The following is a 21,287-nucleotide window of genomic DNA, read 5'->3' on the forward strand; positions in this document are numbered from 1 at the left end:
GGACCATCGAAAAATCACCAACCGGGCAGCCCTCATTACGAAATTTGGCGGCCCGCTCACTCCAACTTAACATTTGAAACCGATCATTCCTGAAAGAATCGAGCCATGAAAAAATACATCCTAGCCATCATTCCCGCCCTTGCCATTTCCACCACGGGAGTCCTTCCAGCATTCTGCGGCAAGCCCGACGAGAACGTGGACGCCGCTGCCTCAAAGCCGGTCACCGAGGAAAACTACGTGATCGCAGAAAGCGATTGGTATTTCGCGGGGGTGCAGAAAAAAGCGGGCGTGAACACCTGGATGCATGATGATCCTGTCTCCAAGAACAACCAACAAGTGATCCGTTCGAATCGCGATGTCGTCTACTCCATCGCCATTGTCGATGTGAGCGAAGGTGCCACTTTCACCGTCCCGCCCTCTGACGAATTCCAGCTCATTCACATCATTGATGAAGCCCACCTCTTCCACCAGGTCCTCCTCAATGGCGAATCTCTCGAAGTCACTGCAGCCGATATTGAAGGGGAGTATGTTTACCTTTTGGCACGCACCAAGGCCACCGAAGATCTCAAGGACACCAAGGCCCGACAAACGGCCCTGGAATTCAAAGCCAGGGCAAGTCGCCCCTATCCCTCCAAAGGCTACGATGAAAAGGAAGTGATCGCATTCCGGGAAATGCTGGTGGGACGCGTCAATGCGGGTGAGGAAACCCTGGAAGGACACAATGCCTTCGGCAAAACCCTCAAGGATGTCGATCCACACAACTACCTCTATGCCGCGGCTTATGGCTGGGGTGGCCTCCCCATGACCACGGCACAATACGTCCCCATGCAGGTGAAGTCAGACCAACCCCAAAAATGGACCATCCCAAAACCTGATCTCAAATGGAGCGAAAAAGGATTCCTATCGGCGACCTTCTATGGTGCTGACGGATGGATCAAAGAAGATGATTTCTACATCCCCCACGACGACATGAAGGACGAAGGAGATTACTATTCCTTCACCACAAATGCCAAGAAAGGCCCAGGTAACGCCACGGTTGAAAAGGGCGGCAATTTCGTGATCCGCATGTACCTCCCCAAGGATGCCGATGCCGTGAAGAAGACCGTTGACATTATCAGCGCCATCGAAGGCGTGCCCACGGAACAATAGTTCCCAACACCCAAAGCCCATCACGATGAAAACACTCAATCCATCCGCCGCAGCTGTCATTCTTTCCGCCTTCATCATGGGCTTGAGCGGCATCGCTTCCGCTCAGGAGGACAAGTCCCCAACCATACCTGTCGATGAAAGTAATTTCGTTGAGTCCATGTCCGATATTTATTTTGGGCAAGTCGTCGACGCGGTCGGCACCAACGTCATCCAGCACAATCGCGCCACCGCGAACATCAAGTCTCAGGGAATCATCCGCGAGAATCGAGACACCCTCTACAGCAAGGTGGTGATCGACGCCCGCGGCGGTTTTCGCCTGACCCTGCCGGCTGCGGGCAAAACCTACATGGCGGCACTTATCCTGAACTACAACACGGGGCTGGTGCGGGAAGCCAGGGATCAGGGAGATGTTGGGACCTACATGGCACACTCGGATCGTCCGCGCGTCATCGAGATCACCCGTGAAGCAGCAGGGACTGATTTTGTCTACATCCTGTTTCGGACGCAGACGGACAATAGCGCCGAGGGAAATGCTGCCGGGGCCAAGCTGCAGGATGCCATCAAACTTGAGATCCACGGGGATCCGAAAGACTGGAAACCCCAGAATTTCGATACCAAACAGCGGGACAAACTCGCCGACCTCTACAAGAGCCACCTGGCTGAGTATGTGGCACGCGGGGCGCATTTCGGCTACCAGGAAGACTCGGTTGTTAAAGAAGGTGGCGAGAAAGCTGCCGATGTGCGCCGCCACTATGCCGCATTCGGCTGGGGCGGTCAGCTTGAACGCTACGCCACTTATCTCACCACCCCGGTGATCAAAGGCAAGGATGGCACCGCAGTCACCCTCAAAGTCACCCCCTTCAAAGTGCGCGAAGATCTCAATGGATTCTGGAGCTACACCGTCTACGACGCCGGGGGATGGATCGCGACCGAGAACAATATCATCAACAACGAGAGTGCAGTGCTTAATCCGGATGGCACGCTCACCCTCCGCCTGGGAACCAAGGAAGACTGCGGCACTGATGCCAACCGCATGGACCTGCCCAAGGGAGGCTTCACGATCGTCACCCGTATCTACAACACAGCCAAGGAGATACCTCTCTCAGATAGAGCCAGTCATATTCCCATTCCTAAGTAGAGGCCCACCACGGCTCATCGACCACACCAGCATCAAATGAAAAATCCAACGGTACTCGCCCTCGCCGCTCTGTGCGGATTGTCCTTTCTCAGTCCGGCCTCCGCCCAGAAGGCGCAGCCAAAAATCCCAATGCAGATCGAATCGGACCTCGAGAAATTTCAGCAAGCGGGCCAACAAAGCTACATCTATGGCCTCGGGATTGTCGCGATGTATCGCTACTACTCAGGGATGGCCTTGCAAGAAGGAGGCCTCAATCAATTGGTGCATGGTCGGAGTTTTCTCAAACCCGGTGACAAGCCCGGCGGCGAGCCGAACGTCGACACTTATTATTCAACTGCTCGATGCAATAATCCGCATAGTGCCAATCATTCAAATCCTCGTCTTTCAGGTCCAGCGTCATCGGCTCCAGAAAGCCCTCCATCCGCGCGGCGCCGCCACCATAGCGTTTGGTGTTTTTCGGATAGTCATCCCATTCCGACGCATAAGCAATATCCGGACCTGGTACATGAAAGATCTTACCGATGCCCATCACCTGATAGCCCGCGTCTTTAAACACGGCATTCACGCTCATCCCCTCAGGAATATATTCCTTCCACTCCACATCGGCCTGATTGGAATAGCAACCGGAAGTACTAGGCCGCAGCCCCGACATCAACGCCGCCCGCGAAGGGTTGCAGACCGGTGCCGCACAGTGCGCATTGGAAAATGAAACCCCCATGCGCGAAAGCCGGTCAATATTCGGCGTCTTCGTCTGCTTATTCCGACCGGTATAACCGCCCAGTGGCTCAAATCATCCACCGGAATCAACAGCACATTGGGCCTGTTCGCCGGAGCGGCAATCACCGCCGTTGCCGGCAGTAGAACCGAAAGAACCAAACAGATCCACGAACTATACCGACCACACGTAAACCTCGTTGTGATATTTTTCTTTTCTAGATTTTTCATCAGCAATTCCATATCCACTCACTGATAACTGATAGCGATTTGAATACCCGGTAGTGGACCAAGAGTACCGTAAACCGGCTTCAACAGCCACTTTCCCGGGCACTTTCCCGGGCACTCTTTTGGGCACTTTCCCGGGCACTCTTTTGGGCACTCTTTTGGGCACTTTTTTGGCGGCCTTTTTGCAACTGGATTGAAGGTCAACCGACATGATCCGGTCGATCTGACGCCAGCTTCACGATCTTGGGTCCGAGCAACGCGTAAACCGTACGTAAATCGCTAAATGAAGAAAATTCTCCGCCTTGAAGTGGCCCCGCAGCGTGGCCCGCAAGCTGGACCGGGAAATCCCGAACTGAAAAGAGTCTGGGTAGCAATTCCAACGCGTGGAGCGTGGTGACGTCGAGCGTTCCAGAATCAGCGTCACACAGACAAAAGATAGTCGTGCGTGCCGTAGCCACCTGTTTGGCGGCGACGTGCATCGCGCACCACTGCCTCCGTGGTCTACCGTGTAGCACACAATTGTCAATTCTTGTGGCGGTCACAAATACAGACATAGCAGAGTTTGGTGTTGATGGCCGAAGGCGCGGGCGTGATGGTCAATCGGCCATCGGTCACTGTGACCACACCGTCATAGAAATCAAACTGATCCTTGCCATCGGGATCCTTGCCATCGGGATCCTTGCCATCGGGATCCTTGCCATCGGGATCCTTGCCATCGGGATCCTTACCATCGGGATCCTTGCCATCGGGATCCTCGAATCGCCTCCCCTCAACCAACAAGTCGTTGATATGGTCTGAGGCATTAGGGTCGGCATCACCGCAAGCGATCGTGATATGGTAGTCGCCATTAGGTAACGCAATTTCCCACTTGCTTGTTTCCATGGATTGCATCCTGATGCATGAGCCCAGATCGTTGGCCGCCACTTGATTGATTCCGCGGACGATCGAATCGTTTACGTTCCTGGTCCAGCCATACTCAAGGTCACCATATTCTCGCTGGCCAAAGGCGAGTCCCTCGTCATGACAGTAGATGCCTTTCCATGCTGTATCGTAATTGTCTGGAGTTAAACGGCTTGAAAAGTTGATCCGAATATCGGTCTCGGAATGGACCATGAGATGATCGATCAAGGTGACCGCGTTGTCTGTGGCTTTCAAACGAATTGTATTCTTGCCCCGGTTCAGTGGAACGCGAGGGAATCCCACATAACGCCATTCGGCACGTTTTCCCGTCGGCGGGAAGGCGACATCGCCTTGGATCAATTGGCCGTTCACGTAGAGGTCCATACGTCGCAATTCATCGGTTTGTCCAAACCGTATCTTCAAACCGTGAGAGCCTTGGTTAGCTTGGACAGTCCAATCAATCATTTGCCCGGCAGCGCTCAGTCGTACAGAACCGGTACCGGTATTGCCGGAACCCAATCTCAGTTTTCGTCCGGAACTCTTCGCCTCCTCAGCTTCAAAAATTCGATGGTCCGGCTGAACATCAACGACAACAACCGCATTAAACTGATAGAGGCCGTCGGAGATCGTATACTTGAAAGCATCCATGCCGATCCGATTGGGCGCATGATAGACGACTTCATCTCGTCCCTGAGGCCCGGTGCCTTTTGACAGAGCGACTTGCGCACCCAGTCGTGATTTCGGTTCAACGTCGACCAACATCAGAGCATCGCCGTTGACATCGTGATCGTTGGCCAGGACATCCATTTTCAAAGACTTGGCCGAACCATGCGTGACTCGCGCGAAATCATAATTGCCATAGGGCGGCAACGGCACGGCATAGTCGCCTAGGACGTCGAACATGTCCGTTTTTGCTTGTTTTGTATCTCGGTAGTTGACGACAGCTTCCAATTCGGTGGAGCTAATACGGTTGAAGCGGCTGTACCGAACCATAATCGTTGCACCTTCTGGATAGCCTCCCTCATCGTTACGAGGGTTGAATGTGTGCAACAACTCATGGCGCCATACAAGATCAGCACGTGGCGGCTTGCCGGAAACACCCGTTCCTGCGGTTAATCCACCCAGGCCTGCTGACGATCCGTGGAACAACAGCAACTTGTCGTAATCAACCGAAGAGAGATGCGAGCCCGCGTCTTTCCATTGGGCACTCATCGTCGCCCGAGACAGAGCATCCGGTCCGATCTGATAAGGATCAACGGCTCGGTTGTCGCGAATCACCACATGATTCACGGCTTGTTTCAATTTAGCATCTCGAAGGTAAATCGCTGCTACCTGGGCCGCAGAGAACTCAATCACCTCCAGTGCCAGCTCCGGATCACGTTTGAGTCGCTTGTGATAGACACTGCTGGGGATATCAATGCCCAACATGAACTGATACACACCATCCGTCATACGTCCGCCCTGAAGAAACTGGCGTCTGGGCTCATCAAAGGTCTGCGGGTAATCGATATTGCTTTCCGAGACCATTTGCCCTCGATCAAAGCTCATGCGTTTCGAGTATCGATCCCAATACATAGCCCCTCGAAAAGACCCGTCCTTACGCAAGTAGCCGACCACCATCGCTTTCGGATCTTCCTGGACGGTTCCGACATAGGTCCGAACAGGGCCCGGATCGTACGCTTCAAAACGATCGGCCTCGGTCTGCAACTGAACCTGATAATCGGGGCCGCGCACATCAAACAGTTCAACTCGATAGCTGTACGTCTTGTTCTTGTAGCGAAACGAATCCGAATGAACGGAGGGCAACGCCGCTTGCACAACGGACGCAAGGCTCATCAAGACACACATATAAAGCAAGGTGAAAGTGCCTGCCATTTTATCAGTTCGATTCATGATACGAGATACTTCCGGTTGTATTGCAAAAGTTAGAATTCGTCGTTGGGCTGGGCAGTGGGAAACGGTCTGTCGAGATTGTAGTTATCCCAAGGTGACAAGCCTTGCATTCGCGGATCGCCATTTGCCGTGAGATAATCATTCAGTTTGCCGCGAAGATCCTTGAGTACGTCCTGGTGAGTTGAGGCGGCAGCCAAGTTCCTCGTCATCCCTGCATCAACGCGTTTATCATACAATTCTTCGGCGGGGACCTTTCCAAAACCGAGTTCGAAAAACAGCTTTACCTTCGGATCCTCCTGTCTTTCCATGAAGAACGTCTTGATCACACTCGGGTCGATATCGCCGTAAGTGCCCCAGCCGGGAATAAGCGTCTGGGGATGACCCGCGGGGTAACGGTTGGGTTCGTAATTGCGGATGTAGGTCCAATTCTCCGAATGCAGTGCCCTTCGCGGAAAGCCCAAATTGTGCGGACGAGCCAGGGTGTGCTTCTCGAACGCCGACACGACGAATTCCCGTTCATGGTCCACGCGGCCAGACTCGCTGTTAAGGAGAACATTCTTCAAGCTCTTCCCTGTCATCATGGCGGGGACGTCTAACTCGGCCAGTTCCAAAAACGTTGGTGCCCAGTCAGTCAACGAAACGGGATCTGTGACAACACGCCCTCGTTGTATCTGGTCGTCCCAGCGAACGATCAGTGGCATGCGTACGCCATGGTCGTACAGCGTGGCCTTGGCTCGCGGAAAAGGCATGCCGTTGTCCGACGTAAAGACGATCATGGTGTTGTCAACCAAGTTCCTGTCTTCCAGAGTCTGGATGATTCTGCCGATCATCTTGTCTGCCCACTGGATTTCCGCCAAGTAGTCCGACAGGCCGCTACGAATATCAGCGGCGTTAGGGTAGAAGTCGGGGATCGCGATGGCGTGTTCTGAGATTCCCTGCTGCGTGCCCAGTCCGCTTGGATGTGGCAGGTGCGGTTCCGAGATCCCGACCCAGAAGAAGAAGGGAGCCTCTTGAGGCGTCTGATCAAGAAACGATTCGAAATTTGCGGCGTAGTCGACTCTGCTAATCCCCTTGGGCGCACTCGCGGTACGATCGTTGTATCGCTTGCCAAGTGGAGCCTCGTGCGTGTCTGGTACGTCACGAGTCCTGGGAGCATAGGGTTTTCCCGTATTGCCGATCGAGTATCCACCATTCTCTAGTAGCAACGGGAATACATCGAATTTGTCGCGAATGAAGCCTGTTAAAACGCCACCTTTCTCCAATCGGAAAATATCCTGACCTGTCAGAATGGCTGCCCTTGACGGTGAGCACGACGGGGAGGCACAGTAAGCGTTGATGAATCGAATACCCTTTTCCGCCAGGCCATCCATGGAAGGTGTGCGTACTGCGGTATCCCCGTAGCAGCCGGCATGTTGCCACGATTGGTCGTCCGTAATGATGAACACAAAATTCGGCCGCTCAGTCGTCTCGCCATGTGCTTGGCCTAGCCACGCGCCAGCGATCGCTGCCATCGAGTAGATCGCTAACCGAAATTGAATCGCAATTGGCCTCGTCATTTGTTCTTTCCCTTAGTTTCTCTGCCGAGACACTTTTGCTTTCCAGAGTCGTGGAGAACTGCTCTATCTTCCATAGATGAATACCTTACCAAGTGTAAGCTTCTCTCCGCTCTCGTTTTCCAACTTGATGAAACGTGCTGACACTCCATCCGATAGGGTCACCAGCCAACGACCATCTTCCGACGCATCAACATTGCCGACTGTCTCCCATTGAGTTCCATCGTCGGAGATAGAAGCGATGGTGTTCCTCATGCGTCTCTTGTCGATATTGGATCGTGTCTTTCCGACAACCTCAATGTGCTTTACCTGGCGCATCTCATTTAATCTGATCACGATCGTCGGATTCTCCCCGTCACTCTTAGGCGGCAGAGAAAAGGATGACAGAGAATTGTCATGACCCGACAGAAGAAAATTGTTCAATATGGATGATCGATACGTACTCTCTATTCCATCAGGAAGCTTGTAGACGGCATCTCTGTTGATCTCCCGGAAGCCGCCTATGGTGCGCACAGGGAGATTGCATACGGCGGTCGGTATCCAGCCCTCGCTATCCGCCGGACGATAATGGAAATGCACGACACGATCGGTCTTCAGCGAACTCCGATGGAGGGTGAAAGACATTGTCGACCCCACCTTGCTGATGTCACTGATTTCCAGTCCGGAATCCAAGCCGGCCTTTTCGCCGTACATCCAGCGGGAACTTGCCACGGTGTCGGCGGTATAGGCGTCATATTGTCCCGACTTGAAGAAAACGTTGGAGCCCCTGACATCGGCGTTCACCCCGTCGCAATGAACCATTTCGACCAGCAACGGTTCCTTCGGAAAAACGTGGTTCGCTCCTTTTGTATAAATCCGCCAAATCGCAAGTCCTTCATCGTTCGTCCGGTTGTCAAACAGACCAGACTTAATCATGGGCTGAATGAAGAAGTATTCATCGGGATTGCTGGGGTCATAGTAGGCGTACGCTGTATTGACATCGCCGCATTGGATTGAAAACCTGCCCGATTTACCGTAGATGTTTTCCGCGTCCAGCCAGCCAGTCTGGTACATGTGATACGGATCAGGAGTCGAATTCCAGACTCCACTCATGATTGTAGAGACACCCGTTTGCGGACCAACTTGACTCCCGACGCCGTAGAGATCAGGCCATTCCAGTACACGGTGCGCCACCTCGTGGATGCTGCTACCGCCGAAGAACGTACTGAATCTCACTCCGTCGGCCTCGATGGGTTTGATCCCTCCAAAACGAAGACTTGTGGTCGAAGCATTGAACAGCAGTGCGTCGGGACGCCCCGTCTCACTTCTCTGGCCCCGTGCCTGACACACGAAAGACAGGAAGAGCAGTTGGTTGTCTCGACGGGGATCCGACGATTGCACCTTGGTATACGGTGAGAAGTCGAATCCACTGGCGATCAGGTGGTTGAGGCAGTCTTCCAGTGCTTTGTATCTGCCCAAGGAAACCTGCTGTCCTTTCGCGCCTGTCTTGGCCCCCAACTTGTAGTAGTGCATTGCGTTGTGTGGCAAGGGAATGGGCCCGACCACATCGGTTTTGATGGTGAGAGAGCCTCGACTCAAGACGTGATAGTATTTTTTGATTGATTGAATCTTACCGTCTGCGGTCAGTTCCATCGCACTATACTTCCTTTTCAGTTCAGCCATCCGCTCCTCTGAAATCGGCTGATCCGGGAAATCCGCGATGATCGCCAGTCCTTTGATGATGCCCTCATGCATAGAACCTTCTTTGGGCTCGTTTCTTGCTGGTAGCTCGCTCAAAGATCCGGTCTGGTTGGATGCTATTGGGGTGCGTTGGGCGACCGTTGGATCTTGAATGGGTGCCTGAACCACAGCCATTTCTTTCGCTCGCTGCAGTTCCAGAATCAACGCCTTGCTATCCTCTGAAAACAGTGACAGCTTGGACGTCATTGGACGCGGTGCCCCATGCCTGCGATACACGACTTCTTGTGTCGCCGGAATGTAGCGAATGAACTCAAACTCGATTGCCTTCTTGCCATCGGCACTGGTGACTTTCACGTGCTGGGTCTGGGCATGCGTGGAGGTGGAGATGAGTAGAGACGCGATAACACTCGCTACCAAGGAAAGAAGCTCTGTTCGGTTCATGACAAAGGCACTATGCGAATAACATCTCATTACTTATCTCCTTGTTGCCGTTCACAAATCATTGCAGTCCAGTAGTCTTCAATTTAATCTCACTTCAGGGCCTGCCAACTAGGGCCTATCAACTCGGCCTGCAAAATCGGCCTTTTCATGGACTGGATCTGCAATGCGTCGACATAATGTAGAACACTTCGCGTCTACTTACTCTTGCCCTTCTTGACCGTTTGTTTCTTTTCTCTTTGCTTCTTTTGGCTTGCCTCTCGCCTGGCGACATTCTCGGGGCTATTGGCCAGGTCCATCGCCTGCTCTATCGGGATAAAAGCCGACAACTCCTTGATCACCGAGGCATACTCAGGATTGTCAGCCAGATTCCTCCATTCGTTTGGGTCATGGTCATGATCGTAAAGTTCATCGGAACCATCCTGTGAACGGATATACCGCCATCGTTTCGTTCGGAGCGTGTTCTGATACTGTCGATTGCTGGTCATCGAAGGGGACGCTCGTTCGGTCGTTGGGTCCTGCAGTTGAGGCATGAGTGAGATGCCATCGAGTCCATCGCGTTTGGGCAATCCACATAGGTCGATCAGCGTCGGATAGATATCGATCAAGTTCGCGACTTCATCGCATCGCCCAGGCTCAATGCCGAGGGACGGTGCTGAGAACAACAATGGGGCGTGGGCCGACTCTTCCCATAGTGCAAACTTGCCATATCGCAACTTCTCGCCCACATGCATTCCGTGGTCCGACCACAGCACGATGATCGTGTTGTCCTTAAATTGCGAATCATCAAGTGCATCTACTAGCTGGCCCACACATTCGTCTACAAAATGAATGCAGCCGAGATAGCCTTGCACGGCCTGCTTCGCTTTTCCTGTATCGAGATATCGTTTCTTAAAGAGTTCGCCTGAATTTTCCCTGCCTGGGATATCGTCGTAGTCATCCAGGTTGATTGGAGGAAGCTCAATTTCGTCAACAGGAAACTTCTCCAAATAGGCTTTGGGGGCATGCCAGTCGACGTGCGGAAGATGGAAACCACACGCCAGAAAGAATGGTTCTGGGAGCCCCTTCTTGATTCGCCCGACAGTCCACTGGGCGCGTTTCCAGTCAACCATTTCCTCTTTTTCAACATCCAACATCCCCCAATGCTGCCAGTAACCTTCATGATTGGGCAGGTGCTTTTCCGCCGTGACTTTGCCGAATTCATGCCATGACGCTGTGTCCGTGCTATGCGTGATTTTGCCGACACCTTCGGCCCGGTATCCGTTCTGCATGAAATGCTGGGGCAACGTGACTGCCTCTTTCGTTATTTCGGCTTTTCTGAAATTCCCACATCCATTCGTGTACATGCCGGTTGTTGTGGGATGCAGGCTCGTGAACATTGCATTGCGTGACGGCACGCACGCGGGTGCCGGACACTGAGCATTCGTAAACACAACACTCCGAGCGGCCAGACGATCCATGTTGGGCGTCTGAACGTTGGGGTTCCCGTTCAAGAAACCAACCCAGTCATTGAGATCGTCAATTGCAATGAAGAGAACGTTTGGACGCTGGGGATTGCCCCCTTCTTTCGCATCAACGGAGGCATCGGCGAACGTCATCGTCAGGAAAACAACAGCAAGGGCAAGCCGGAAGTACCTGCTCTCAAAAAACAAAACGTTTGCAAGTCGATGTGGAGCCGGATAGATCTTCATTTCTTTTGTTCTTGTGTCTCGAGAAGCGTTTGCATCTTGATGGCGAAACGTTGGCCGAAGTCAGTCATGCCGGGGGTGTTAAAATAGATGTTGTCAGGACCGAGGGTGATGGTATCGAGATCGCCCCACCGCTCGGAATGGTCTTCCTATCGCGATTCCACCTTTGCGCGGATTTCGGGCGACGGGTCGCTCCAGTAGTAACGACCAAAATAGTTCCAGCTGCCCCACGCGACGGTTGCAACGTTCACCGCGAGATGGTGATTCTCGAAGATACCGCGCGATACGAGCCAGTTATTGTCGAGCGCTTCGCGGATTCTCTGTTTCGTTTCTTTTAACAGTCGACCGCCGCCCGCTGCCTCATGTTCCCGGAAAATCCGAAACGCGGCAACGTAGGCGTCCGTGTATTCCAGTCCGCTCCGCAGGAACGCGACTCGTTTGGACGCATCAGGTTCGTCGGCCGTAGCTGCTGCCGCCATGTCGAGATAACCACGTAGCTCGTCGATGACGGCTGGTGGGAAAGGCTGAGTGATTTTCAACTGCTGCTCCGCGATCGTGTTCGTGATATCCTCCAGGCGGAGGAAATAACTCTTCACGGCGTCTGCACCGGACCCAAAACCCGACTGGCAGTAGTCGTCGATCAACGCATCCACGTCGAGATCGGGATTCCAATGCAGTTTGGCGCAGACATAGTAATTCAGTCCCTGCGTCGCCCAGTTATGGCAGCACGAATCGAAGTCAGTGCCCACCAGAGAATGACTTGCCAGATACCGAAAGTCTTCAGCCAGTTTGTGAACGTAGATAACCGGAGTGCCCTGACGACGTCCGGCCAGCAGCACGTTGGGACGGAAGTAGATCTTCTTCACCGCTTTCGACCACGCGTCCCAGTCTTCGCGGTCCTGTCGCCGTTTCTCTTCATTTGTGTACGTCAGCCCGACGAATCGAATAGCGATGTTCGGATGGAGCTTCCGGAGTACGGGTGGAGCTGAATAGACGCTGTAGGCATCAGCGGTGAGCCACGCATCCGGATGCACTTCGGTTACCCGTTTTGCGATCTCGTTCCAAAAGTAGATGTATCGGTCAGTCAGCGCGGGGCCGCCGCCAGCCAATTTGCGGCTGTTGGGCGGGTCGAGCTTCCTGCATTCGTCACAGCGGCAGAACGAAGTCTGTCCACCGTCGTTCGGGCCGATGGAAACGCTGTTCAGGTCTGACTTGTTCAAGCTTTCGATTCGGTCACGCGCGATCTCTTCGATCAATTCCAGGTTTGAGACACACAGGCGAGAACGATCGGGGCTGCGGCTTTGATCTCGCGTTCCATCGGGTTGCACGGCGAACCACTCCGGATGCTCATCCTTGTGCTTCTCCCACATGTAGCCAAACGAATGTCCTGACGCGAGTCGAAGCGATCCGCCAAGTCGATGCCAGTTGGCCCAGCCTCCGTCTCGCGAAGTCGTAACCATCGCGGCCTTGTTAAAATAGTGATAATCTGCATCGGTGAAACCCAACCGCTTCACGCCGTGAGACTTACGTTCGCCAAGCCCCATGGCCATCCGTATGCGTCGCTGGCGAATCCTAGGCGTGTAATTGAAGTTGATCGGAGCGACTTTGATCGTCTTCCGTTGGGGAACGACTTTGCCCAGTTCACCGGGCCACAGAAATCGACAACCCAGCGAATCTTCCATAAAAGTCATGACGGCATAACGAGTACCGTACGGATCGGACGGTGCTGTCTTGCCTGGGCCAAGCAGAACAATCGCGTTGGGAAAGGTGCGAATCAGTATTCCACCGGGCCCCAGATCGGCTGACGTTGCGCCTAGCAGCTTCGTTAATCCGCCTTCGCCAAGAAGGATGAAAGTCTCAACCGGTTCAGTGGACTTCGTCACGATTCGCTGATCCTTCACCGATGCGTCTTTCAGATCGCTTTCGACAATAACCCGAAATTCGCCACCGCAGATCTGTTTCAGATGATCGGCGAGAATCCCGCCCGTCTCGCGAGCGGCAGACGTGGCTCCACCCGGCAGTACGATCACGGCCTTGGCATTGCCGTCTTTCGCGAGTGTCAAAACTTCGGCGGCAAGGCATGCATCAGTGAACGACGATGCCAGCAACAACGGAAACAATATCACGATTACCCGCATGATGTGCATCTGATCGAACTCCTATTGTTTCATCACGACTGAGGATTCTGATGATTGATTGTAGCGGAAGTCGCCAGGACTTTTTTGTGTTTCACTACTCCTGTGTTTCCGGGACCGACTTCGTGTTCTCAGGTCGTCCGCCCGCCAACATACCTGCACGACGTGGCAGGGCACCGATGTCCGGCCGCGATGCGTCCATTGGGCGGAACGGGTCCTCCAACTCATCCGGCAGCACGATGCCGGCGTCGATCGCCGATCGCCAATCGCCGGGCTGTTCTCCTGAAGAGGGCAATCGCCGGCAGCCTCTGCATCGCGGTCGAACGCGACAAGTTTAGGATCGGCAACGATCGACCTGCTGGCCCATCTCGGTGGGTACTGTTGCTTGTTGGCCTCGGAAAACTTGGAGTTTCTCACCTTGTTCAAGAATCCGTTCGGCACTTCAACCGTAGGATCGACACACCAATACAGGTTGCCGTCTACCTGTACGTCGTTTTCGATCGTTTTGTACTGGCACAGCCAGCCGTAGCGGTTGAGGTAGACGAATTACCTTGTTGAACACGCAGCGCTTGGCGATCGGGTCCATTCGTTCGTTGAGGATTCGCACCAGACGACGGTTGTGGCGAACCCAAACATTGCGACCAAGATATTCCGGCGGCACACTATAGAACGCTTTGTTGACTGCGATGTGTCCATCACGAGTCACCTTGCGACGAACTTCGTGGTAGAACGGAAATCTCGCCAGTGGCAATGGCTTGAACGCTGCACGCTCGAGATTGCAAAAGACCGTAAGTAGAAGTTCTTACCACAGAACGAGACGACCGCTTGGCCAGAGATGTGATAGCGATACGCGGGCTGATCGAACTTTTGACGAGGCATTCGACCCCTCCTTTTCGATTCTTGATATGGAAATATCAAGAATGGATTCAGAAGCGGGTCGCACGGCACTTTGCCGGTTACTCTAAGTCGATTATCAACCGAAACTTACGAAAACAAATAACAGTACATCCCAGAGGATTCGCAACCGTCAACGCGGGCATTGTCCGATGTTGATAACGTTCGCATGGAAGGGCACCAGGAAGGGCAATCAGGACCAATCCTGACCAATCCTGACCAATCAACAATTCGAAACACTGGAGATAATGCGGACGATGGACGAGGCAACGCAAGATGATCTGTTGGCGATTGCACGTGGATTGGCAAATCAACGAAAGGCAACTTCGGACTGATCCAATCGACGTTCTAAACCAACGGGCTTCGCCACTCTACCAGTCATCTCGCCAAGACGCTGTCAATGGCAATCGGGGTGCATGCTGACTGATGTGTCCAATTGGAAACAACGACTTGGATCCGTTCGTCTGTTCTTGGATGCCTAACTGTCGCATTCACCCTGCAACTAACGAAATAAAATTGTGGACACATCGCATGGTTTATCGAGCCAGTTTGGTAAACGGTTCATTGCCCCAGTATCGCCAGTCCAGTGCAGTATCGATTTTGATTAAGGCAGGATTCGATCACCACGCTGATCCATCGGGTCAGTAGTGCCTACCTTCGATCCTGGTGCAGCATGACTGCTGATCGATGACAACCGATGACAGGCGAGCACCTAAGGTCACGGGGGAGAGGGACAGCGACGACGCGACCGTGGCAAAATGAAAGGCTCCCCGTCGCTCATTTGAGAGTAGTGATGGAATCAAAACATCGTTCTGGTTTTTTGACCCGCTACCCCCGGTCGTTCCAATACCGTTACCTAGTTATCCAGCGATCCGGTCCACTCACGCGTAGCTTAGGAATGTTGCTGGCAGCAATGCTTTCAGCGGATGGGCGTGGTTTCTCTAGCATTGGATCAGCTGGCTTTAGTGGAAATCGTTGGCCATTCTTGATTTCTAAGCTGCCTGCTCGGCAGAGAACACGCCCGATGGAAGTAAAAATGCTCGGATGGCAACCCAGGCAATGTTGGCTTTTTAGTCAACTGCGCGACTGAGTGTTAACAAAACGGCGCGAAAATGATGCTTCGACTTTGTTTAAGTAAATACGTTTCTTGCCAAGCATCCTGGAAACAGCTTGACCTAGGTAGACTGTATCGATCATGCCGGTGATCGGACGCATAGTGACAAGTGAATCGCTTGGAAGTTTCCGTAATTGCTGTGCCGATTCGATCGAAAATGCCGAAATTGACGAATAATCCCGTAAATCCGAGGCTCGCCGACCGAATGAACAAGACGAATTTTCCACATCGTGTCCTTAGACGCACTGCAGAACTGAAGCGGATTGCGCTGGCCGCCTTTTTGTTGATTGGCGCGAATGCGAATGTGATGGCTGGCACCGTTACTACCACGGCGGACAGTGGAGCGGGATCGCTGCGCCAGGTTCTTCTGGTCGCTACACCCGACGAAGTGATCGACTTCGCCACGGGACTCTCTGGTCAAACCATTACACTGCTCACACCTTTGCCGACCATCAACGAGAATCTAACCATTGACAGTAGCGCCGCTACGGCATTGACGATCAGCGGTTCGGATTTGGTAACAAGCAACTCGAGCACGCTGACATTAAATGGCGACGCCAACTATATCGGTAATGCAGAAGTAGGTGCGAATACAACCCTCATCATCGCTGCTACGGGAACCATCACTGGAAATGCTTCCGTTGCTGCTGGTGGAACACTGACTTCAAATGGATTGATCACAGGCGATGCAGACGTTAGCACCGGGGCAACGGCAACTATCACCGGTACCGTCAACGGCATGGTAGTCGTCGACGGAAACCTAACGGTAGATCCCAGTGGAACGATAAATGGCAATACGACTCTCCGCGACGGAGCGATGGCGACGGTTCAGGGGGCCATTAACGGAAATGTGGCCGTTGACGGAATCATCAATGTTCCGGCGGGTGGGACCATTACGGGAAACACCACTTTGGTTGCTGACGCGGTCGCTACGATCGACGGGACAATTAACGGTGACGTAGTGGCAAATGGCGGCTCGCAGTTTAATGTTGGTGGCGTCGTCAACGGTGACACGAACGTTTTGAGCGGCGCGATCACGAACGTATCAGGCTTTGGCATAGTCAATGGCGTGACCAATATTGTTACTGGCGGCACTCTCATCGGAAACGGTACGCTCGCAGGCGATACATCGAGCAGCGGTACGTTAAATTCCGGCGGTACCGGAGCGATCGATACACTCAACTTCGGCAACAACCTGACGGTTGACGATGGCAACGTACAAGTCGATATCAACGCTGATGGCACGGTCCCTGGTACCAATAACGATCTCTACGCTGTCACCGGTAATGTCAACCTTAATGGCGGCACGGTAAATGTGAATGCGTTGGATGGAATCTATACAGACGGAATGGAATACACATTCCTGACCTCAGGCGGCACTGTTACCGGAGTGTTCGCCGGTATCACAGAAAACCTGCCGTTCTACACCGCTAATCTGAACTATGATCCGGCTTCTGTAAGCTTCACGCTTGTTGACGATCCGACCGCAACGTTCGCTGCCATCGGGGATTCTTGTAATCAGGTCAGCGTTGGAGCTTATCTGGATACTTTACGAACGGCGTCCCCTAGTGGTGATTTACAACATGTCATTGATTCACTTAAGAGTTCCACTACCGATTCGATCCAGGCGAATTTGGATCAGCTTGGCGGACAGATTTATCCGTCGCTTGTTGCAGCCCAGTTGCAACATACAAGTTTTACGATGGCAATGCTTCGCGATCAGTTGATTCTCGACACAATGTATCGGCAACCGGACGAGCTGACCCGTGGATGGGTGCGTGGATACGGCATCGGTGGCGACGCTGACCGAGATGACTGTGGTACGCCGGGCTTTAACTACTCGCTTGGCGGTACCGAGCTCGGCTTGCAACGAGGTTTTGCGAATGGGCTGGACCTTGGGCTGTTTTTGAATATGGGTTGGTCTAACGTGACGACTATAGGCGTGGCTCAAGATGCCGACGTCGACAGTTACCAGTACGGCGGTTCGATGCAGTACATCGGCGGCTATGGCTACCTTTTGGGAATCGCTGGCGGCGGCAATCAAGAATACCAAGCTCGCCGAACGATTACCAACACGCAGGGCATGATCAACCGTGTCGCAAGAAGCGAATTCGATGGCACGCAGGGGTTTGGGAGTCTGGAATATGGAACGTTGATCCAAAGCGGTGCGACTTCGTGGGTGCCGCACTTTGCTATGCAGTACATCTCACTGGATCAAGACGAAATACACGAAACCGGAGCCGACTCGGTGAACTTGGTTGGTGATTCAATCGACGCCGATTCACTTCGCAGCATCCTAGGATTGTCAATTCAGCAGACTGCCCCGACTAGCATTGGACCTGCGACAACAAAGTTACGATTTGGCTGGATGCACGAGTACTTGGATACACACGAAACTTTTGTTGCCAATTTTCAAGACGAGACCGAGAGCGTGAGTGTCCGTGGCATCGATCTCGGACGTGATTGGGCCGTACTAGGCATCAACTTGGAATGGTCAATATTGCAACACTTCACCACGGTGCTTGGCTACCAAGGACAAGTCAACAGCATTCAATCGCTGCACACCGGTTTGGCAGGATTGGAAGCTCGCTGGTAGTGATGCACGTTTCGGTGTTGCTACCATCCAGTGTGGCCAGCGCGCTATGTGCGTGAGCAGATGCCCGCGAGTGTGGGCGGAACGTATCGGAAACTACGATGTCTTCGATCGTGACTGTTGACCTAGCTTAACACCATTGCTATTCCGATCGGCTCGGTTCGTCGGCATTTAGTCGAACGTATGGCGCTACGACTTCCCAAAGTTACTTTGTCACTGACGGTCGCTTAAAGTCGCCTCGGACATTGAAGAATCCGGAATATGGTTTCGTTTTGGCTGCTTTGAGTTTGGGTAAACGCTTAGACTTGATGCGTTTTCCATAGAAAACACGAACCTTAATCTTTGGATCAACCGGATCCGGTTTGAATCATTGCAGTATGTCCGACCGCAATTCCGGTTACACACTTCCCCATCCATGAATGTGGGATGATTCGCCCTATTGCGACGATAAACTCAGGCTAGTGAGCAAAAGCCGTTCGTTTGAGTTACAACTAAATATCACACGAGCGTTGATAAGGGAATGGCGACTGTTTGCAGCGATGTGACGGTGCTGCCTGCGATGTTCGTGGGAATTTGCTAAAATGCGACACATGACCATGCCGCGTTTAAGCATGGCGGAACTGGCCAATGGATTGTCATCGATGAATCAACAAAATCTTTCCTCGTTTATCTGGTCGGTTGCAGACCTCCTGAGAGGGGATTACAAGCAGTCTGAATACGGCAAGGTGATCTTGCCTTTTACGGTGCTCCGGCGTTTAGACTGCGTTCTGGACCCCACCAAAGAAGCGGTGCTGAAGGAGAAGGAAAAACGTGAAGCTGCGGGGCTGAATCCGGAACCGTTCCTGCTGAAGAAGTCGAAGTGTTTGTTCTATAACACGTCGCCGCTGGACATTAAGAAACTGATGGGCGATCAGGACAACATTGCCGAGAACATGTTCTCGTATATCCAGGCTTTCTCACCAGATGTCCGCGACATCTTTGAATGCTTCGACTTCCACACCCAAGTCGATCGTCTCGCCAAACCCGGCCTGCTGTACATGGTCACCGAGAAGTTCGCCAACGTCGACCTGCACCCCGAAGTGGTTACCAATGAGCAGATGGGCCATGTCTTTGAAGAATTGATCCGCAAGTTCGCGGAACTCTCGAACGAAACCGCCGGAGAACACTTCACGCCGCGAGAAGTCATCCGGCTGATGGTCAACTTGCTGTTCATTGAAGACGACGACGCCCTGACCAAACCCGGCATCGTCCGTTCGTTGTACGATCCGACAGCCGGAACCGGTGGCATGTTGTCGGTGGCCGAAGACCACCTCAGCGGTCAAAATCCAGACGCTCGGCTGGTGATGTACGGACAGGAACTCAATGGCGAGTCCTATGCCATCTGCAAAGCCGACATGCTGATCAAGGGGCAGGACATCAGTAACATCATCCACGGCAACACGTTGTCCGACGATGGCCTGCCGGGTAAGCAGTTTGACTACATGCTTTCCAATCCACCGTTTGGCGTCGAATGGAAAAAGATTCAGAAGGAAATCAAAAAGGAGCATGCTTCAGACGGCTTCAACGGTCGCTTCGGCCCCGGACTGCCGCGAGTCAGCGATGGTTCGCTGCTGTTCCTGATGCATCTGATTTCCAAGATGCGCTCCACCAAAGACGGAGGCAGTCGCTTTGGCATTGTCCTGAACGGCTCGCCGCTGTTCACCGGCAACGCGGGCAGCGGGGAAAGCGAGATTCGCCGTTACGTGCTGGAGAACGATTTACTGGAAGCCATCATCGGTTTGCCGACCGATATGTTTTACAACACGGGCATCAGCACCTACATCTGGATCGTGACCAACCGCAAGCCTGCCAGCCGCAAGGGCAAGGTGCAGTTGATCGACGCCAGTGCAATGTGGCAGAAGATGCGAAAGAGTCTCGGCAGCAAACGCAAGGAATTGAGCGACGAACACATTGCCGAGATCACACGTCTGTTCGGCGAAGCCAAGGAAGTTTGGATTGACGAGAACACCGGCAAGCGAGTGAAACGCGTATCCGTGAGCGGCACGGCGCTAGCCGCCGGTACTTCACGCAACGGCAAGCCGAAAACACCGGCGGCTAGCGCCTTGCCGCTCACACAATTCCCATCAGCTGCATCTTCAAGACGACCGACTTTGGCTACCAGACGATCACCGTCGAGCGACCGCTACTTGATGAAGACGGCCAGAGAGTCCTCGAAACGCGAGGCAAAAAAAAAGGCCAGCCCAAGCCCGACTTCAAACTGCGAGACAGCGAAGAGGTTCCGCTGGGCGAAGATGTGGACGAGTATTTCCATCGCGAAGTTGTGCCGCATGTGGCAGACGCTTGGATCGACCACGACAAGACGAAGATTGGTTAAGATATCCATTCAACCGTCACTTCTACGTGTTCAAACCGCCGAGGGAACTCGATGAAATTGATACTGAACTCAAAGGCGTAACCGATCGCATCGTACAAATGATCGGAGAGTTGTCATGACCGAGCAAGTGAGCGGCAAGGCGCTAGCCGCCGGTATTTCAGACGCGCCTGATACCATCACACTTTTTATCACTTGGACCACCTATGGCACTTGGCTACCGGGCGATTTACGTGGCTGGCGGAAATGGAAAGTCGGTCAGCAACAACCGCAGCCATTGCTTGAGGACTGGTGTCGCGACCGCATGAAAGACAAGCCGCTGGCTCTGAACGAATCGCAACGCAAGGAAGTGGAAGACATCATTCGACAACACGCATCCATTCGTGGCTGGGAATTGCATGCGGTTTCTGTGCGCTCAAATCACGTTCACGTTGCAGTTACGGCCTGCGCCCCGCCGAAACGAGTGCGCGATCAATTCAAAGCAAACGGAACCACTGCATTGCGCCGCATGCAGAATCCCGTCACTCACGAAAAGGTGTGGACAAAAGGCGGAGACATCGAATTCATCGACACCGACGATGATCTGGAACAGGTTGTCATTTACATCACCGAAGCGCAAGACCGCATGGATCGAGGCAAATGAAAATCAGAACACCGATATTTGTGAGCCGCAAGACGCTAGCCGTCGGTCCGGATGCGCTGTCACCGGCGGCTAGCGTCTTGCCGCTCACGGACCAGCCGCCCCGCGAGTTGGATAGGATCGAATCGGGCTTTGTGAGCCGCAAGGCGCTAGCCGCGG

13 protein-coding genes are annotated in these 21,287 nt (G+C 53.3%); 5 read left to right on the plus strand and 8 right to left on the minus strand.

Annotated features, from left to right (window positions below; genetic code table 11):
- The first annotated feature begins 105 nt into the window (after positions 1-105).
- Both CA13_RS27035 and CA13_RS27040 read left to right on the plus strand, forming a co-directional pair.
- Positions 106-1,149, plus strand: a complete 1,044-nt coding sequence (locus tag CA13_RS27035; protein ID WP_146402015.1) for a DUF1254 domain-containing protein — start codon at positions 106-108, stop codon at positions 1,147-1,149.
- A gap of 25 nt (positions 1,150-1,174) precedes the next feature.
- Positions 1,175-2,287, plus strand: coding sequence for a DUF1254 domain-containing protein (locus CA13_RS27040; RefSeq protein WP_146402017.1), 1,113 nt, complete (start codon positions 1,175-1,177; stop codon positions 2,285-2,287).
- A 280-nt stretch (positions 2,288-2,567) separates the two neighbouring features.
- Here CA13_RS27040 and CA13_RS27045 read toward each other — a convergent pair whose 3' ends face one another.
- The 8 genes from CA13_RS27045 to CA13_RS35735 form a co-directional block, all read right to left on the minus strand.
- Entirely contained in the window at positions 2,568-3,068 is a 501-nt protein-coding gene (locus CA13_RS27045; RefSeq protein ID WP_419195164.1) for a sulfatase-like hydrolase/transferase, read from the minus strand.
- Between the two features lie 683 nt (positions 3,069-3,751).
- Entirely contained in the window at positions 3,752-6,022 is a 2,271-nt protein-coding gene (locus CA13_RS27050) for an Ig-like domain-containing protein (RefSeq protein ID WP_146402021.1), read from the minus strand.
- A gap of 32 nt (positions 6,023-6,054) precedes the next feature.
- Entirely contained in the window at positions 6,055-7,578 is a 1,524-nt protein-coding gene (locus tag CA13_RS27055) for a sulfatase family protein (protein ID WP_146402023.1), read from the minus strand.
- A 63-nt stretch (positions 7,579-7,641) separates the two neighbouring features.
- Entirely contained in the window at positions 7,642-9,696 is a 2,055-nt protein-coding gene (locus tag CA13_RS27060; protein WP_419194887.1) for a discoidin domain-containing protein, read from the minus strand.
- A gap of 194 nt (positions 9,697-9,890) precedes the next feature.
- A complete protein-coding gene (locus CA13_RS27065) occupies positions 9,891-11,384 on the minus strand; it encodes a sulfatase (protein ID WP_146402027.1) in 1,494 nt (497 codons plus the stop codon).
- Positions 11,385-11,530: 146 nt separating this feature from the next.
- Positions 11,531-13,528 (minus strand): DUF4838 domain-containing protein, encoded by a 1,998-nt coding sequence (locus CA13_RS27070; RefSeq protein ID WP_146402029.1) that lies wholly within the window; start codon positions 13,526-13,528, stop codon positions 11,531-11,533.
- Positions 13,529-13,613: 85 nt separating this feature from the next.
- A complete protein-coding gene (locus CA13_RS27075; protein WP_146402031.1) occupies positions 13,614-13,811 on the minus strand; it encodes a hypothetical protein in 198 nt (65 codons plus the stop codon).
- A gap of 147 nt (positions 13,812-13,958) precedes the next feature.
- A complete protein-coding gene (locus CA13_RS35735; protein ID WP_419194888.1) occupies positions 13,959-14,267 on the minus strand; it encodes a Mu transposase domain-containing protein in 309 nt (102 codons plus the stop codon).
- 1,462 nt (positions 14,268-15,729) lie between these two features.
- Between CA13_RS35735 and CA13_RS27080 the strand changes: the two genes are divergently transcribed.
- From CA13_RS27080 to CA13_RS27090, 3 genes are all read left to right on the plus strand, one after another.
- Complete coding sequence (locus CA13_RS27080) at positions 15,730-18,120, plus strand: autotransporter outer membrane beta-barrel domain-containing protein (RefSeq protein WP_419194889.1); 2,391 nt, start codon at positions 15,730-15,732, stop codon at positions 18,118-18,120.
- 578 nt (positions 18,121-18,698) lie between these two features.
- Positions 18,699-20,546: a type I restriction-modification system subunit M gene (locus CA13_RS27085; protein ID WP_473087491.1), complete on the plus strand. Its 1,848-nt coding sequence runs from the start codon at positions 18,699-18,701 to the stop codon at positions 20,544-20,546.
- 60 nt (positions 20,547-20,606) lie between these two features.
- A complete protein-coding gene (locus CA13_RS27090) occupies positions 20,607-21,131 on the plus strand; it encodes a transposase (protein WP_146402035.1) in 525 nt (174 codons plus the stop codon).
- The last annotated feature ends 156 nt before the right edge of the window (positions 21,132-21,287 follow it).

It is taken from the genome of Novipirellula herctigrandis, assembly GCA_007859835.1.
Classification (GTDB): Bacteria; Planctomycetota; Planctomycetia; order Pirellulales; family Pirellulaceae; genus Novipirellula_A; species Novipirellula_A herctigrandis.

What these genes read in the sequence shown, in the direction of transcription:
- CA13_RS27035 (WP_146402015.1), top strand. Translation starts at nt 106, where the DNA reads ATGAAAAAATACATCCTAGCCATCATTCCCGCCCTTGCCATTTCCACC.
- CA13_RS27040 (WP_146402017.1), top strand. Translation starts at nt 1,175, where the DNA reads ATGAAAACACTCAATCCATCCGCCGCAGCTGTCATTCTTTCCGCCTTC.
- CA13_RS27050 (WP_146402021.1), bottom strand. Translation starts at nt 6,022, where the DNA reads ATGAATCGAACTGATAAAATGGCAGGCACTTTCACCTTGCTTTATATG.
- CA13_RS27055 (WP_146402023.1), bottom strand. Translation starts at nt 7,578, where the DNA reads ATGACGAGGCCAATTGCGATTCAATTTCGGTTAGCGATCTACTCGATG.
- CA13_RS27060 (WP_419194887.1), bottom strand. Translation starts at nt 9,696, where the DNA reads ATGAACCGAACAGAGCTTCTTTCCTTGGTAGCGAGTGTTATCGCGTCT.
- CA13_RS27065 (WP_146402027.1), bottom strand. Translation starts at nt 11,384, where the DNA reads ATGAAGATCTATCCGGCTCCACATCGACTTGCAAACGTTTTGTTTTTT.
- CA13_RS27070 (WP_146402029.1), bottom strand. Translation starts at nt 13,528, where the DNA reads ATGCACATCATGCGGGTAATCGTGATATTGTTTCCGTTGTTGCTGGCA.
- CA13_RS27080 (WP_419194889.1), top strand. Translation starts at nt 15,730, where the DNA reads ATGAACAAGACGAATTTTCCACATCGTGTCCTTAGACGCACTGCAGAA.
- CA13_RS27085 (WP_473087491.1), top strand. Translation starts at nt 18,699, where the DNA reads ATGCGACACATGACCATGCCGCGTTTAAGCATGGCGGAACTGGCCAAT.
- CA13_RS27090 (WP_146402035.1), top strand. Translation starts at nt 20,607, where the DNA reads ATGACCGAGCAAGTGAGCGGCAAGGCGCTAGCCGCCGGTATTTCAGAC.